At 65.4% G+C, this 14,972-nt stretch carries 14 protein-coding genes and 1 other RNA gene; 6 read left to right on the forward strand and 9 right to left on the reverse strand.

What is annotated here, in order from left to right:
- Window positions 1-5 precede the first annotated feature (5 nt).
- Window positions 6-713 carry a DUF4191 domain-containing protein gene (locus AC1MB9_RS06660; protein ID WP_479964247.1) on the forward strand — a complete coding sequence of 236 codons (708 nt, stop codon included), beginning with the start codon at window positions 6-8 and terminating at the stop codon, window positions 711-713.
- 83 nt (window positions 714-796) lie between these two features.
- Here AC1MB9_RS06660 and AC1MB9_RS06665 read toward each other — a convergent pair whose 3' ends face one another.
- On the reverse strand, window positions 797-1,174 hold the full coding sequence (locus tag AC1MB9_RS06665) for an RDD family protein (protein ID WP_479964593.1): 378 nt from the start codon (window positions 1,172-1,174) through the stop codon (window positions 797-799).
- A gap of 195 nt (window positions 1,175-1,369) precedes the next feature.
- On the opposite strand from AC1MB9_RS06665, the gene glnA reads away from it, so the two are divergent.
- Window positions 1,370-2,794, forward strand: a complete 1,425-nt coding sequence (glnA, locus tag AC1MB9_RS06670) for a type I glutamate--ammonia ligase (RefSeq protein ID WP_479964248.1) — start codon at window positions 1,370-1,372, stop codon at window positions 2,792-2,794.
- A 104-nt stretch (window positions 2,795-2,898) separates the two neighbouring features.
- Here glnA and AC1MB9_RS06675 read toward each other — a convergent pair whose 3' ends face one another.
- A complete protein-coding gene (locus AC1MB9_RS06675; RefSeq protein WP_479964249.1) occupies window positions 2,899-5,949 on the reverse strand; it encodes a bifunctional [glutamine synthetase] adenylyltransferase/[glutamine synthetase]-adenylyl-L-tyrosine phosphorylase in 3,051 nt (1,016 codons plus the stop codon).
- Window positions 5,950-5,967: 18 nt separating this feature from the next.
- Entirely contained in the window at window positions 5,968-7,305 is a 1,338-nt protein-coding gene (locus tag AC1MB9_RS06680; protein WP_479964250.1) for a glutamine synthetase family protein, read from the reverse strand.
- A gap of 71 nt (window positions 7,306-7,376) precedes the next feature.
- On the opposite strand from AC1MB9_RS06680, the gene panB reads away from it, so the two are divergent.
- Window positions 7,377-8,264, forward strand: coding sequence for a 3-methyl-2-oxobutanoate hydroxymethyltransferase (panB, locus tag AC1MB9_RS06685; RefSeq protein ID WP_479964251.1), 888 nt, complete (start codon window positions 7,377-7,379; stop codon window positions 8,262-8,264).
- Between the two features lie 44 nt (window positions 8,265-8,308).
- Here the strand turns inward: panB and AC1MB9_RS06690 are convergent, their stop codons facing one another.
- Window positions 8,309-8,497, reverse strand: coding sequence for an SPOR domain-containing protein (locus AC1MB9_RS06690; RefSeq protein ID WP_479964252.1), 189 nt, complete (start codon window positions 8,495-8,497; stop codon window positions 8,309-8,311).
- Between the two features lie 12 nt (window positions 8,498-8,509).
- On the opposite strand from AC1MB9_RS06690, the gene map reads away from it, so the two are divergent.
- From map to AC1MB9_RS06705, 3 genes are read left to right on the forward strand one after another with little or no spacing between them, the layout of a single operon-like run.
- Window positions 8,510-9,376 carry a type I methionyl aminopeptidase gene (map, locus tag AC1MB9_RS06695; RefSeq protein ID WP_479964253.1) on the forward strand — a complete coding sequence of 289 codons (867 nt, stop codon included), beginning with the start codon at window positions 8,510-8,512 and terminating at the stop codon, window positions 9,374-9,376.
- A gap of 16 nt (window positions 9,377-9,392) precedes the next feature.
- Window positions 9,393-10,151 carry a polyphosphate--glucose phosphotransferase gene (gene ppgK, locus AC1MB9_RS06700; protein WP_479964254.1) on the forward strand — a complete coding sequence of 253 codons (759 nt, stop codon included), beginning with the start codon at window positions 9,393-9,395 and terminating at the stop codon, window positions 10,149-10,151.
- A gap of 8 nt (window positions 10,152-10,159) precedes the next feature.
- Window positions 10,160-11,578, forward strand: coding sequence for a serine hydrolase domain-containing protein (locus AC1MB9_RS06705; protein WP_479964255.1), 1,419 nt, complete (start codon window positions 10,160-10,162; stop codon window positions 11,576-11,578).
- Window positions 11,579-11,645: 67 nt separating this feature from the next.
- Here AC1MB9_RS06705 and rnpB read toward each other — a convergent pair.
- The 5 genes from rnpB to AC1MB9_RS06730 all read right to left on the reverse strand — a co-directional run bounded on the left by rnpB (window position 11,646) and on the right by AC1MB9_RS06730 (window position 14,966).
- Window positions 11,646-12,049: RNase P RNA component class A (gene rnpB, locus AC1MB9_RS06710), an RNA gene on the reverse strand.
- Between the two features lie 34 nt (window positions 12,050-12,083).
- Window positions 12,084-12,821 carry a zinc ribbon domain-containing protein gene (locus AC1MB9_RS06715; RefSeq protein WP_479964256.1) on the reverse strand — a complete coding sequence of 246 codons (738 nt, stop codon included), beginning with the start codon at window positions 12,819-12,821 and terminating at the stop codon, window positions 12,084-12,086.
- Window positions 12,822-12,882: 61 nt separating this feature from the next.
- Window positions 12,883-13,704 carry a Nif3-like dinuclear metal center hexameric protein gene (locus AC1MB9_RS06720; RefSeq protein ID WP_479964257.1) on the reverse strand — a complete coding sequence of 274 codons (822 nt, stop codon included), beginning with the start codon at window positions 13,702-13,704 and terminating at the stop codon, window positions 12,883-12,885.
- A gap of 81 nt (window positions 13,705-13,785) precedes the next feature.
- Entirely contained in the window at window positions 13,786-14,121 is a 336-nt protein-coding gene (locus tag AC1MB9_RS06725; protein ID WP_479964258.1) for a hypothetical protein, read from the reverse strand.
- A 134-nt stretch (window positions 14,122-14,255) separates the two neighbouring features.
- Window positions 14,256-14,966 (reverse strand): GAF and ANTAR domain-containing protein, encoded by a 711-nt coding sequence (locus AC1MB9_RS06730; protein ID WP_479964259.1) that lies wholly within the window; start codon window positions 14,964-14,966, stop codon window positions 14,256-14,258.
- Window positions 14,967-14,972 lie beyond the last annotated feature (6 nt).

The raw sequence follows: 14,972 nt of genomic DNA on the forward strand, positions 1-14,972 counted from the left end.
GGTTCATGGCACGCAGCAAGGACAAGACTCCAAAACCCCCCAAGAAGACCGGCCGCATCAAACAAATGTGGCAAGTGTTCCAGATGACTCGGCGTTACGACTCCAATATTGTCTGGATCATGATTCTGGGCTTCCTGGTTCCGGTTCTGATCAGCGTCGCCCTGGCGCTGATCCTGTCGCCCGGTAACGTGCTGACAATCATTCTCTGGGCCGTCTCCGGGGTGCTCGCGGGAGTGCTGGTGATGCTCGTCGTTCTGGGGCGTCGCGCCGAAAAGGCGGCGTACTCCCAGATCGAGGGGCAGCCCGGTGCCGTTGGCGCTGTCCTCCGAAGTTCGCTCAAACGTGGCTGGGTCGGAAGCGAAATGCCTGTCGCGGTCAACGGCAAGACGCAGGATGCCGTTTATCGTGCGGTGGGACGCGGAGGGGTCGTGCTCATCAGCGAGGGACCCAAGACGCGCACCCAGCGCATGGTCGACGACGAGCGTCGCCGCGTCGCGAAGGTCGGCGGCAACGTCACGGTCACAGTCATCGCTGTCGGCCCTGACGCCGATGCCGTGCCGCTGCACAAGCTCGCGCGTCGCCTCACCCGCATTAAGCCGACACTCACCAAGGCTGAAGTGCTCGCGGTCAACAACCGCCTGTCGTCGATGACCACGAAGCTCCCCATCCCCAAGGGCGTCGACCCCATGAAGGCTCGGCCCCAGCGCGGCTAGGCTCACGCCAGAACGAGAAAAGGAACGGGCACCTGATGCAATCAGGTGCCCGTTCCTTTTCTCGTTCTGGCACGCCGTGTGCGCTACGCGCGGATCAGTACCGTTCCGGCCACCTTGTCGTGGAAGCCTCGTTGGTCTGAGTCCCAGACCAGGGCGGGGAACACAATTCCCAGAAGGACAGCGCGCACGATTCCGCGCCAGGGGCCGATCCATCCGCCCTGCACCGGAACCACGCGCATCCCGACGAGGCGGTGGCCGATGCTGCCGCCGATCGTGGGAATGAAGATCAGTTGCAGAAGAACGAAAATCACCGAATTGGCAACGGCGTTGTAGTCGAAGAAGATCAGTGAAACCCCAACGGCGATCGACCAGTCGATGGCAACGCCCGCCAGTCGCCTGCCGGGTCGAGCAATCGAGCCGCGACCGGTGCGAGGCAGACCCAGGCGTTCGCCGGGCCACATGCTCGGGGCGGGAGGGCCGGAGGGTCGGGTTTGCGAGTCAGATGCGGGCACTCGATGAGTCTATCGAGCGTGCCCGCCTGTAACATGTGTGAAACATAAGCGTCACCCTCAGGTAACGCCCCGACGCTAATCTCAAGGGAATCGCAGTGTGCAGCACTGTGTGATCCACGCCCACTTCGTTTGGAGTAAACCCGTATGTTCCGCGATTCGTCAGAAGTGCTCAAGTACATCAAGGACACCGACGTCAAGTTCCTTGACATCCGTTTCACCGACCTGCCCGGTGTGCAGCAGCACTTCAACATCCCGGCCTCGACCGTTGATGAAGACTTCTTCACCGTCGGCCAAATGTTTGATGGTTCGTCGATCCGCGGTTTCGCGTCGATCCACGAGTCCGACATGCAGCTCATCCCCGATGTCTCCACCGCATACATCGACGCCTTCCGTACCGAGCGCACGCTCATCATGCTGTTCGACATCTACAACCCGCGCAACGGGGAAATCTACTCCAAGGACCCGCGCCAGGTTGCCAAGAAGGCCGAGAAGTACCTCGCCTCGACCGGCATCGGCGACACCGCCTTCTTCGGCTCCGAAGCCGAGTTCTACATCTTCGATGACGTGCGCTACGAAGTGAACCAGCACACGAGCTATTACTCCGTGGATTCAAGCGAAGGCGCCTGGAACTCGGGCAAGAAGGAAGAGGGCGGAAACCTCGCCAACAAGACTCCGTTCAAGGGAGGCTACTTCCCGGTCAGCCCCGTCGACCAGCACGCCGACATGCGTGACGATATCTGCCTCAAGCTCATGGACGCGGGCCTCATCCTGGAACGCAGCCACCACGAGGTCGGCACCGGCGGTCAGGGTGAGATCAACTACAAGTTCGACACGATGGTGCACGCCGCCGACGATCTGTTGAAGTTCAAGTACATCGTCAAGAACACGGCACACGACTGGGGCAAGACGGCCACGTTCATGCCCAAGCCGCTCTTCGGCGACAATGGCTCCGGCATGCACACGCACCAGTCCCTCTGGGCCGAAGGCAAGCCGCTTTTCTACGACGAGGCCGGCTACGGCGGGCTCTCCGATGTGGCTCGCTGGTACATCGGAGGCCTGCTCAAGCACGCCCCCGCCGTGCTCGCCTTCACCAACCCCACCGTGAACTCCTATCACCGCCTGGTTCCGGGTTTTGAAGCTCCGGTCAACCTGGTTTACTCCGCCGGTAACCGCTCGGCATCCATCCGTATCCCGATCACGGGCACCAACCCGAAGGCGAAGCGCCTGGAGTTCCGTGCACCGGACGCCTCCGGCAACCCGTACCTCGCCTTCGCCGCGCAGCTCATGGCCGGCCTGGACGGAATCAAGAACCGCATCGAGCCGCACGAGCCCGTCGACAAGGACCTCTACGAGCTGCCCCCTGAGGAAGCCAAGAACATTCCTCAGGTTCCCGCGTCCCTCGAGCACGCCCTGCAGGCCCTCGAAGCCGACCACGACTTCCTATTGGCCGGAAACGTGTTCACGCCGGAGCTCATTGAGACCTGGATCGAGTACAAGCGTGAGAACGAGATCAAGCCGCTCGCCCAGCGCCCGCACCCGTTCGAGTTCGAACTGTACTACGGCGTCTAAGCCCCTCGGCTGACACGAAGGACCGCACCCAACGGGTGCGGTCCTTCTTTCGTGCCCAATGCCCACGGGCGGGTTCCCTAAAGATCCCGCGGGGCGCAGAGGCCTCAGCCGTCGTTGGCGCCTGAGCGCTCCGCAGGGCCGTAGAAGAGCCGTTCAAAGACGGACCGGGAGCGTCTGGTCACCGACAGGTAGTCATCTTCCAACTCCGTTGCCGAACCTGGGGGATATTCCAGAATTCGCGCGATGCCCTCGAGCTGGGCACGGTCGACCGGAAGCACATCGGCGGTCTTGTTTGTCCACAGCGTGATCGCCGATCGGGCACGCGAGGCGAAGAGCCACGCGATTCGCAACGTCTCGGCGTCCGCTCTGCTCACCAGGCCCGCGTCGACCGCCGCCGTCAGTGCGACGAGGGTCGACGTGGTCCGCAGCCCCGGGACCGTGGCCGCATTCTCCAGCTGGAGGAGCTGCACGAACCACTCCACATCGCTCAGGGAACCGCGACCCAGTTTGAGGTGCCGTTTCGGGTCGGCGGCCTGGGGCAGACGCTCGTTTTCGACGCGGGCCTTGATCCGTTTGATCTCGCGAACCTCCTTGTCGGCGATCGCGGCCGGATAGCGCACGGAGTCCGCGAGTCGTTCAAAGTCGCTCTGCAGCGTGAGGTCGCCGGCCACTCCGCGGCCTCGCAGCAGCGCCTGCGCTTCCCAGGTGAGCGACCAGCGGCCGTAGTAGGCCGCGTAGGAGTCGAGGGACCGCACAATGGCGCCGTTGCTGCCTTCCGGACGCAGGCCGGTATCGAGGTCCAGGGGCAGACGGTCATCGTCGGTGAGGCGGTTCAGTTCTTTGACGATGAAGCGCGCGCGCTCGTGGGCCGGTTCGCCCTCGAGCGCGCCGTTGCGGAAGACGTACATCACGTCGGCGTCGGAGCCGAAGCCGAGTTCGGAGCCGCCGAAACGTCCCATCGCGATCACGGCGAACTCGATGCCGTCCGGAGTCTGCGGCCCGGCGGGCACGCCGACGCCGGGTTCGTTGAGTTCTCGACCGCGGATGGCGGCGATCACGCCGCGAATGAAATTGGCCGTGATGTCGGTGAGCCCGACGGCGAGTTCGTCGATGGAGATCTGGCCCAGCATGGAGCCGAAGGCCAGGCGCAGCAGTTCCCGGCGTCGTGCCGTGCGCAGGATGGAGGCGGCGGCATCCGGACTCTCGTGCCGAGCCAGTACCGCTCTCGTCTCGTCGAGCAGCGCCGTCAGCGGCCGAGGTCGCAGGTCTTCCTCGTTCTCCAGCCACGCGACCGCTTCCGGGATCTTCTCCAGCAGCTCCCCCACGTACCGAGAGCCGGACAGCACCCGGGTGAGGCGTTCTGCGGCCCCCGAGGAATCGCGGAGCATACGCAGGAACCAGTACGTCGAGCCCAGGTTGTCGCTCAGCCGGCGAAAGGCCAGTAGCCCGTAGTCGGGATCGGCGCCCTGCGAGAACCACTGCAGCATCACGGGGAGCAGGTGGCGCTGGATCGTCGCGCGACGCGACACGCCACCGGACAGCGCCGCAATATGACCCAGCGCGCCCTGCGGATTGAGAAAGCCGATCGCGGCGAGGCGGGCTTGCGCCTGGGCGTTCGTGAGGTTGAGGCCCTCGGCGGGCAGCGCCGCGACGGCGCTCAGCAGGGGCCGGTAGAACAGCCGCTCGTGCAGTCCGCGCACCCGCTGTTTCGTGTCGCCCCAGAGACTCGAAAGGCCGGCGGCGCTCGTGGCAAGCCCGGTCGCCCGAGCAAGCACGCGGAGGTTCGCTTCATCCCGGGGCATCAGATGGGTGCGGCGCAGCTTCTCCAACTGCAGACGATGCTCCATCAGGCGAAGCGTGCGGTAGTCCTGAGCGAATTCGGCGGCTTCCGCTCGACCGACATACCCCCCGTGCGCGAGGGCGGCCAGCGCCGGCAGCGTTCCACTCTGCCGCACGGCGGGATCGGATTGGCCGTGCACCAGCTGCAGCAGCTGCACGGTGAATTCAATATCGCGGAGGCCGCCCGGTCCCAGCTTGAGCTGGAAATCGACTTCCCCGTCGGGAATGTTGTCGGTGACCCGTTCCCGCATCCGCTGCACGGAGTCAACGAAGTTCTCCCGGCTGGCGCTGCTCCACACCTTGGGGGAAACCGCGTCGATGTACCGAGCGCCCAACTCAAGGTCACCGGCCAGGGTGCGGGCCTTGAGCAAGGCCTGGAACTCCCAGCTTTTCGCCCACCGGTCGTAGTAGGCGAGGTGGGACTCAATCGATCGCACGAGCGCACCGCTCTTCCCCTCGGGGCGCAGGTTGGGATCGACCTCCCACAGTTCGGGCTCGACCGCGGTCTCGTTCATTCCTCGCATCATGAGGATGGCCAGTCGAATGGCGATCTCGACGGCGCGCGTCGATTCGAGGCCGGCCTCCGGATCGCCGTCGGCCACGAAGATGACGTCGACGTCGCTCACGTAGTTGAGCTCACGCGCACCGGCCTTGCCCATGCCGATCACGGCAAGCCGCGTGGCGCTCACCTGCTCGCGCGGGAAGACGCCCCGGCCCGCCACCTCACCGCTGGACATGCTGCGCGCAACCGCCAGCGCCGCCTCGAGAGCAGCGGTCGCCAGGTCGGCCAGTGCGTCGGCGATGCCGTCGACGCCGGCGACCGGGTCCGCCTGCTCGAGATCGAAGGCCGCGACCGCGGCCAGCCGTCGGCGGTAGCGCACTCGCAGTGCCGCCCAGGCGGCATCGTCGACGAGGGCCGAAAAACCGTCGACGGCGCCGACAGAGTCCAACAGGTCCTGACTCAACTCGTCGACCGAGGGCAACGCCATCAACGGCGCAGCGAGTACCGGGAGCTCGTCGGGGTGCCGCAGGAAGAATTCGGCGAGGCCGCTGGATGCTCCCAGCACCCGGATGAGACGCTGGGCGGCATCCGTGTCCGACAGGATGGCGAAGATCTCCGCGGAGCGTTGCCGGAGCAGGTCGACGAGCGCGCCGAGGGCCGCATCGGGATCCGCGGCGCGGGAGAGCAGCGGAAGCAGCTCACGGCCGTCCGGGCCGCCGAGCTCGGTCACCTCGGTGAGGCGCAGTCGCACCTCACCGAGGTCGACGAAGCCCAGCCTGGCCAACTCGGTCAGAGTCAGCGATTCGCGCGTCATCGCCCGGTTCCCCGGTTCCTAGAGCATTTCGAGGTTTTTGCGCAGCTCAAACGGGGTGACCTGGGAGCGGTAGTCCTTCCATTCCTTCCGCTTGTTGAGCAGAACGAAGTTGAAGACCTGCTCGCCGAGAGTTTCCGCGACCAGTTCGGACTCTTCCATGAACTGGATGGCGTGGTCGAGGCTCGCGGGCAACTGCGTGTAGCCGAGCGCGCGACGCTCGGTGTCGCTCAGGCTCCACACGTTGTCTTCGGCCTCCGCGGGCAGCTCGTAGCCCTCTTCGATGCCCTTGAGCCCGGCAGCGAGCATTAGCGAGTAGGCGAGGTAGGGGTTCGCCGCGGAGTCGATCGCGCGGTACTCGACCCGAGCACTCTGGCCCTTGTTGGGCTTGTAGAGCGGAACGCGGATGAGCGCCGACCGGTTGTTGTGACCCCAGCAAACGAAGCTCGGGGCCTCGTCACCGCCCCACAACCGCTTGTACGAGTTCACGAACTGGTTCGTGACGGCCGTGATTTCCGGGGCATGCTTGAGCAGCCCGGCGATGAACTGGCGACCGATCTTCGAGAGCTGGTACTGGGCGCCGGGCTCGTAGAACGCGTTCGTGTCACCCTCGAAGAGTGACATGTGGGTGTGCATGCCGGAACCCGGGTGCTCGGACATGGGCTTGGGCATGAACGTCGCATAGACGCCCTGCTCGATCGCCACCTCCTTCACCACCGTGCGGAAGGTCATGATGTTGTCGGCGGTGGTCAGCGCGTCGGCGTACCGCAGGTCGATCTCGTTCTGGCCGGGACCGGCCTCGTGGTGGCTGAACTCCACGGAAATGCCGAGGTCTTCGAGCATGCGCACGGACCGGCGGCGGAAGTCGTGTGCCGTACCGCCGGGAACGTTGTCAAAGTATCCGGCGGAATCGGCTGGCACAGGCCCGTTCTTGCCGTACTTCGAGGACTTGAGCAGGTAGAACTCAATCTCGGGGTGCGTATAGAACGTGAAGCCGCGATCGGCCGCCTTGGCGAGCGTGCGCTTGAGGACGTTGCGCGGATCGGCGACGGCCGGCTGGCCGTCGGGCGTCGTGATGTCGCAGAACATGCGTGCGGTGGGGTCGACCTCGCCGCGCCACGGGAGGATCTGGAACGTGGTGGGGTCCGGGTGCGCGAGGACATCGGCTTCGAACGATCGGGTGAGGCCTTCGATCGCGGAGCCGTCAAAGCCCAGGCCCTCGTTGAAGGCGCCCTCAACCTCGGCGGGTGCAATCGCCACCGATTTCAGGGTTCCTACGACGTCGGTAAACCACAGTCGAACGAACTTGATTCCTCGCTCTTCGATGGTACGGAGAACGAAATCGCGCTGCTTGTCCATTCAGCCCCTTCTGGTTCCTTACTAGGGTACTGTCTCATCGGCCCGATTGATGGCTTGACTACACTTGTGGCATGTCAGAATCGACCGCGCCGAAGTCAACTGCGCCAGACTCGTCACCGCCCGCCCCCGAACAGCACCCCTACGGCCATGCCCCCGACGGCCCGAAGAGGGTGCGCACCCGCCACTTCAACAACGCCAAGCGTCAAGGCATCCCGATCACCGGGCTCACGAGCTACGACATGCTCACCGCCCAGATTTTCGACCAGGCCGGCATCGATTTTCTGCTCGTGGGCGATTCGGCGGGCAACAACGTGTTCGGCTACGAAACCACGCTCCCGGTGACGGTGGACGAGCTCATTCCGCTCACGCGTGCCGTGGCCAGGGCCGTTACCCGAGCGCTTGTCGTCGCAGACATGCCGTTCGGGTCCTATGAGAGCGGCGCCGACCAGGCGCTGTCCACGGCCGTGCGCTTCATGAAGGAGGCGCAGGCACACGCAGTGAAGCTTGAGGGCGGCACGCGCAGTCACAAGCAGATTAAACGGATCGTTTCCGCCGGCATCCCGGTGATGGGTCACGTGGGTTTTACACCGCAGAGCGAACACGGCCTCGGCGGCCACATCATCCAGGGGCGTGGCGAGGCCGCGCAAAACCTGATCGCCGATGCCCTCGCGGTGCAGGACGCCGGCGCGTTCGCCGTCGTCCTGGAAATGGTGCCGGGCTCCGTGGCGGCCCAGGTGACGGCGGCGCTCGAGATCCCGACGATCGGCGTGGGCGCCGGGCCGTCGGTGGACGGCCAGCTGCTCGTCTGGACGGACTTCGCCGGCATGACCGAGGGCCGGGTGCCCCGCTTCGTACGGCAGTACGCGAACGTGCGGCAGGTCCTCACGGATGCCGTGCACAACTTTCGCGACGACGTGAACTCGGGCGCTTACCCGGCGCCTGAGCACAACTACGAGTAGCGGCCCACCTCAGTCGCGGGCCGCTACCGTCGGCCACGACGTGGTCAGCGGGCGTCGCGCGCGTCGTCCTCTGACCACTTCGCGCTGTTCGCTCGCAGCTTCTCGAGGGCGTGTGTCGCCTCGTCGTGGGTGGCAAACGGTCCGACCCGATCGAGGGAGGCTGATTGGAAGCCCTTCTCGACGGCCCCGGTGCGCATGTTGTACCAGTACTGGTTTTCGGTGTCTTCGGCCATAAGGTTGATCCTATGCCTAAGGATTCAACCGGTCACCTCGTCCCTGGAAACGTGTCGTCGATGCGCTCCGTCCCCTCCCACATTGCGCGCCCCGAATACGTGGGAAAGAAGGCTCCGACCCCGTTCACGGGATCGGATGTCTACAAGGCGGAGCAGATCGCGCTCATCCGCGAATCAGGACTTATCGCGGCCCGCGCCATCGAAGCCGTGGGAAACGCCATCCGCCCCGGGGTCACCACCGAAGAGCTCGACGTCATCGGGCACGAGTACATCATCAAGCACGACGCTTATCCCTCGACCCTCGGATACCGCGGCTACCCCAAGTCCCTGTGCAGCTCGGTCAACGAGGTCATCTGCCATGGCATCCCTGACGACACGGTGCTCGAGAACGGTGACATCGTCAACATCGATATCACCGCGTTCAAGAACGGCGTACACGGCGACACCAACGTCACGTTCGTTGTCGGTGAAGCGAGCGAGGATGTGACCCTGCTGGTTGAGCGCACCCGCGAAGCCCTCAATCGGGGAATCAAGGCGGTTGCACCCGGACGCCGGGTGAACGTCATCGGCCGCGCCATCGAGTCCTATGCCAAGCGCTTCAACTACGGCGTCGTTCGTGATTACACCGGCCACGGCGTTGGAACGGCGTTCCACTCCGGGCTGATCATCCCCCACTACGATGCCGCGCAGTACGACACCGTGATGGAAGTGGGGATGGTCTTCACGATCGAACCGATGCTGACCCTCGGCGGATCCGCCGATTGGGACATGTGGAGTGACGATTGGACCGTTCTCACCAGGGACCGCAGCATCACGGCTCAGTTCGAGCACACGCTCGTGGTGACCGAGCGCGGCGCCGAGATTCTCACGCTCCCCTAACCGGTAGGTTTTAACAATGAGCGCAACGACGGCCATCGGCATCGACATCGGCGGAACCGGCATCAAGGGAGCGATTGTCGATCTGACGACCGGTGCCCTGCTGTCCGACCGGGTCAAACTGCCCACGCCCAAGGGCGGGCGCCCCCAGGACATCATCGACACCGCGAAGCACCTGCTGGCAAAACTGTCGACAGGCACTGACGACCTGCCGGTCGGGGTGTGCTTTCCGGCGGTGATCAAGAATGGTCACACGATGTCGGCGGCGAACGTGTCCGACAAGTGGATTGGGTTGGCCGCCGAGGCGCTCTTTGAAAAGGCGCTCATGCTTCCGATTCATTTCGTCAATGACGCGGATGCTGCCGGTTACGCCGAATCTCAGTTCGGCGCGGCCCGCAACGTACCCGGCGTTGTTCTGCTCACCACCCTCGGCACCGGGATCGGTACCGCGCTGCTCAACGACGGTCTGCTCGTGCCCAACACCGAACTCGGGCACCTTCAAATCGACGGCAAAGACTACGAGACGAAGGCCGCGTACTCCGCGAAGGAACGTGAAGATCTCAGCTGGGAGAAGTGGGCTTCACGACTGCAGAAGTACTACTCGACGCTTGAGATGCTCTTCTCCCCCGATCTTTTCATCGTCGGCGGCGGCGTCTCCAAGCACCACGAACACTTCCTGCCGCTGTTGCAGCTCAAGACCCGGATCATCCCGGCCGTGCACCGCAACAACGCCGGCATCCTCGGGGCCGCCGCACTCGCGGTGAAGCACCAGGACTAGGCGGTCCCGTGGCGCACGACGAGGTCGACGAGGTCTTCGCCGAGCACCACGCGCGGGGTTCCGCACCCAGCCTGGTCTGGGGAACGTTTGATCGACGCGGGCTTGTGCGCACCGGGGCGGTCGGCTGTGACCAGCACGGAGTCCGCCCCGGCGCCGACACCGCGTACCGCATCGCGTCCTGCACCAAAAGCTTCACCGCTGCGGCGGTGCTCGCGCTCCGTGACGCCGGGCGGCTGAACCTTGACGAGCCGGTGACGCGTTTCGTGCCGGCATTCGCCGCCGTGACGCTGCCGGGCCGCGACGCCCCCGTGCCGACCGTGCGGATGCTGCTCACCATGTCGGGGGGATTGCCCACCGACGATCCGTGGGCGGACCGGCAGGAGGGCCTGAGCGCCGGGGCGTTCGATTCGCTGCTTCGACGTGGCCTCACCTTCGAGTCGGTCCCGGGGACACGCTTTGCCTACTCCAACCTCGGATTCGCTCTGCTGGGGCAGGTCATCGAAGAGGCGAGCGGCCGCGGCTACCGTGATGTGGTCACCGAGCTCCTCCTGGAGCCCCTCGGGCTGACGGGAACGGGATGGGACGCGTCCGTTCCGGCATCCGGCGGGGTCGCTGTCGGCAACCGCTGGCTCGACGATGACTGGCACGCGCTGCCGTTCTCCCCGCCGGGCACCTTCTCCCCCATCGGCGGTCTCTTCAGCACGGTCACCGATCTCAGCCGGTGGGCCGCCTGGCTCGCGGCTGCTCACGACACCGACGGTGTCGCTGAACCGGGGGCCCCGCTGTCCCGGGCGAGCAGACGCGAGATGCAGCAGGCGTACCGTTTCGTTCCCGCCCTCCCGAAGCATCCGACCGGCTACGGCTTCGGGCTGTTCGTTGAGGAGTATCCCCACACGGGGACGGTCGTGTCGCACTCGGGCGGCTATCCCGGTTTTTCCGCGCACATGCGGTGGTCCGTCTCCCGCGGGCACGGCATCGTCGCGTTCGGCAACGCGACCCACTCGCGTTTGGCCGTGGCTACGACGCAGGCCTTCGATCGCCTCAACGCGGGTGTCGCCGCGAGGCCGACGACGGTACTGCCGGCCACCCGGGCCGCGCAGCGCAGCGTGAACGAGCTGATCAGGGATTGGCCCGACGAACCCTCGCCCGACATATTCTCCCCCAACGTGGCCCTCGACGACGCGTGGGATCGCAGACGTGCCGCGTTGGGGCAGGCCGTGGGGCGTATCGGGGGCCTCGCACCGGCGACGGCAGATGGCTCCGGTCCCGGTCTCGGCGCCGGCGAACTGTCGACGTCACCGGCCCACCTTGTGTGGCACGTGCCCGGGCGTGCGGGTCGCTTGCGTGTGGAGATTCGGCTCACGCCGGAGCATCCGCCGCGGGTGCAGACGTTGACCATCGGGGCCGATCTCGTGCAGCCTCGCTGACCCCCGGGTGAGGCAGCCTGGGCCGGAGCGCCCGGGGGCTGCCGCGCCGTGCGCAATGGCGGGGTGTGGAATGGGTCGGCTATTACGCCGGGTTCTGTCTCGGCGCCGAAGCACCGTGGACGGCCATCTATCTTGGGACTACGTTGCCGCAGCCCTCTAGCGGTCTACCCGAAAGCTCGGCGAGCCGCCTTAGCGCTTTCTGTCTGACCTTGCTCCGGACGAGGTTTACCTAGCCGACCAAGTCGCCCTGGCCTCTGGTGGTCTCTTACACCACCGTTTCACCCTTACCCCCCGGTCCAGCCCGAAGGCCGGGCCCGGTGGCGGTTTACTTTCTGTGGCACTGTCTCGCGGGTTGCCCCGGGTGGGTGTTACCCACCGTCCTGCTCTCTGGAGCCCGGACGTTCCTCGGCGTTCAGGGGCTCTGGGACACGTCCCAAAACCCACGAACGACGCGACCGTCTTGCCGACCCATTCCGGAGACCAAGCCTACAGCCCTATCGGGCTCCTAGATGCCGGACTCTTCGGTGCGCACCAGAATCGCACCGCAATCGGGGCAGAAGATCACCTCGTCGGGGGCGGCGGACCGAACCTCGGCCAGGTCGCTGCCGGTGAGGGTCATCGTGCAGCCGCTGCACGTGCGCGCCCGCAGCAGCGCCGCTGCGTTGCCCCGCCCGCTGACGCGACGCTTCTCATAGAGCGCGACCAGCTCCTCCTCAATCGTTCCCGCCACCGTCAGACGGTCACGACGGAGTTCGCCGAGCTGACGCTCCAGGTCGACGAGGAGTTCGTCGCGCGATGCCTCCGCCGCGGCCGTGCGCTCGGCCACGGCGTCGCGCTCTGCGACCACCACGGCCACAGCCGCCTCATGTTCCTCGAGGCGTTCCATCACGGCGATCTCGATCTCTTCGAGGTCGAAGAGACGCTTGCGTAGTGCGGTCAACTCCGTTTCGAGCGCCTGCACATCCTTGACCGACGAGGTATGCTGCACGCGGTCCGTGTCGCGCGCGATCCGCTTTTCCACCACCGCGACATCCGACTCGATCCGACCGAGTTCGGTGCGCACGTCGTCGAGGGCGCCGCCTTCCGTGGTCAGCCTCGCCCGGACGGCATCCGCTTCGCTTTTGAGGCCGCGCACTTCGGCGTGCTGAGGCAGCGCCGTCGTCTGATGGGTGACCTGGAGCACCTTCGTGTCGAGGGCCTGGAGCCGGAGAAGCTCCTTCTGCTGGAGGGGAGTTGCCTTCACGTGTCTGACCTTTGCTTCTGTGGAGTTAGTGGGGTGAAAAGAATAGCGGGTGCGGTGACCATCACTGCATGATGACGAAATCCCAGGGGTCCGTGCGCACGTCACTCACCGTGACCTGCGTGCCCGGCAGCGCCGTGCGCAGCTGTTCGGCGGCACCGTCGAGCCACAGCCATTCGCTCGCCCAGTGCGACACGTCGATGAGGGCCGGCCTGTCGCCGGTTAGACGTGACTGTTCGCGGGACTCGGACGCGGGGTGGTGACGGAGGTCTGAGGTGATGTACACGTCGGAGCCAAGCACGGCCGACTCGCGCAGGAGAGAATCTCCCGCTCCCCCGCACAGCGACACGCGTGTGACCATGGTGCCGTAGTCGCCGGCCACTCGAATTCCGGATGCCGTTGCCGGGAGAAGATCCCCGAGACGGCGGGCCAGGTGGCCGAGGCTGACCGGGTCGCTCAGTTCCCCCACGCGCCCGAGCCCGACTTCCGGGGTGGCTCCCGGGACGATGGGCCGAGCGTTGCGCAGGCCGAGCTTGGTCGCCAATGTGTCGGAGACTCCGTCGGTGACGATGTCGGCGTTCGTGTGAGCGGCCAACAGCGCGCACTTCGCACGGATCAGGCGACTCAGCAGCGCACCCTTGTAGCGGTCCTCAGCGATAGACACCACGCCGCGCAGCAGCAGCGGGTGGTGAACGAGAAGCAGGTCGGCGCCGGCGGCGATGGCTTCATCGACGCTGTCCGCGACGGCATCGACGGCGAGATGGATGGACCTGATGTCCTGGGACAGATCCCCGGTGACCAGACCAGGGGCGTCCCATGCTTCGGCTCCAGAGAGCGGCCACAGTTCGTGGGCGACTCGATTGACATCGGCGAGCGAAAAAGGCACAGCGCCAGCCTACCGTGGCGGAACGTTCGCGGCTCGGTCGCACGCACCCGAACAATCCTCCGACCCGAGCGTCCCGCGCGATTAGTAGTCGAAATCGTCGAACTGTGCCGCGGGAACGTCCTCCCTCGTCCAGGAGGCGGGAATCATGGCACCGGGTTGGGCCTTGCGGTGCAGGAAGTCCAGCGTTTCCGGTTCTACGAGTTCGGGAGAGAGAGGTTCGGCGCCGACGCTCACAAGTTGAGTGGCCGCGCCGATCAGAAACTGTGCGCGAAGGAGTTCTCCACGCGAGCCGAGCACCGGAATATCCACAACGTCGACCTGACGGCGATTGCAGAGGGCCTCGGCGTACAGCATGAGCGCATCCGCCAGCTGGCTCCCCGTGACCACCGAACCGCCTGGATAATAGATCTGCTTCATCGTGTCCCCTAGCTGGCTCACAAATAGATGCGCTACCGGGGTCTGGGGTTGCAGTGCCAGTCTACGCCTACGGTCGAAAGTCCGCCTAGAGAGTTGTCAGAATTGGCAGTCGTGCCTTCGCGGCGCACGCGGGACTACAACGCCAGTTTGCGCTGCACAATTTGTTCGGCGACATCCGCAAGAGGTATGGAGTGGTTCCTCGCATGCTCTCTGAGCAGGGCAAAAGCATCCCCCATGTGGATGTTGTGCGTGTACGCGAGCACGCCCTTCGCCTGCTCGACCAGGATCCGGCTATTCAGGGCATGCTGCAGCTGCCGGCGCACCACGTCGCTCTCCCGAATGGCTCGTTCCTGCAGGATACCGATGGTTGCGACGTCCGCGAGGGCCTGCACGGTTTGTGTGTCGGCCTCGCTGAGGCCCCCGGTACGGCCCCAGAACAGGTTGAGCGAGCCAATGGTCGTGGCGCGCAGTCGCAGCGGGACGGCGTGCATCGAGGTGAAACCCTGCTGCAGCGCGCCCGCACGAAACTGCGGCCATTTCGTGCCGACCGCGTCGATGTCCGGCACGGCGACGGCACGTCCCGTGGTGAAACTCTCCACACAGGGACCGCTGCCGGCCCGGAGCTGCAGAATCTCCACCAGGCGGCTGCGTTCATTCGTGGAGGCGACGACCTCCAGTTCACCGTTTCCGGCCGAGAGGATGATTCCGGCGGCCGCGGCGTCGAGCAGCGAAGCGCACTTGTCCACGAGGGTACACAACAGGTCGACGACGTCGTAGTCGGCAACCAGGGTGTCAGCGAGGGTGACGAAGGTATCCAGGAGCTGACCTTCACGCGTCTGAGGCACGATATT

The organism is Cryobacterium sp. AP27 (genome assembly GCF_056680495.1).

Excerpts from the sequence above, each read along its gene's own strand:
- AC1MB9_RS06660 (WP_479964247.1), top strand. The coding sequence starts at position 6 with ATGGCACGCAGCAAGGACAAGACTCCAAAACCCCCCAAGAAGACCGGC.
- AC1MB9_RS06665 (WP_479964593.1), bottom strand. The coding sequence starts at position 1,174 with ATGTGGCCCGGCGAACGCCTGGGTCTGCCTCGCACCGGTCGCGGCTCG.
- glnA (WP_479964248.1), top strand. The coding sequence starts at position 1,370 with ATGTTCCGCGATTCGTCAGAAGTGCTCAAGTACATCAAGGACACCGAC.
- AC1MB9_RS06675 (WP_479964249.1), bottom strand. The coding sequence starts at position 5,949 with ATGACGCGCGAATCGCTGACTCTGACCGAGTTGGCCAGGCTGGGCTTC.
- AC1MB9_RS06680 (WP_479964250.1), bottom strand. The coding sequence starts at position 7,305 with ATGGACAAGCAGCGCGATTTCGTTCTCCGTACCATCGAAGAGCGAGGA.
- panB (WP_479964251.1), top strand. The coding sequence starts at position 7,377 with ATGTCAGAATCGACCGCGCCGAAGTCAACTGCGCCAGACTCGTCACCG.
- AC1MB9_RS06690 (WP_479964252.1), bottom strand. The coding sequence starts at position 8,497 with ATGGCCGAAGACACCGAAAACCAGTACTGGTACAACATGCGCACCGGG.
- map (WP_479964253.1), top strand. The coding sequence starts at position 8,510 with ATGCCTAAGGATTCAACCGGTCACCTCGTCCCTGGAAACGTGTCGTCG.
- ppgK (WP_479964254.1), top strand. The coding sequence starts at position 9,393 with ATGAGCGCAACGACGGCCATCGGCATCGACATCGGCGGAACCGGCATC.
- AC1MB9_RS06725 (WP_479964258.1), bottom strand. The coding sequence starts at position 14,121 with ATGAAGCAGATCTATTATCCAGGCGGTTCGGTGGTCACGGGGAGCCAG.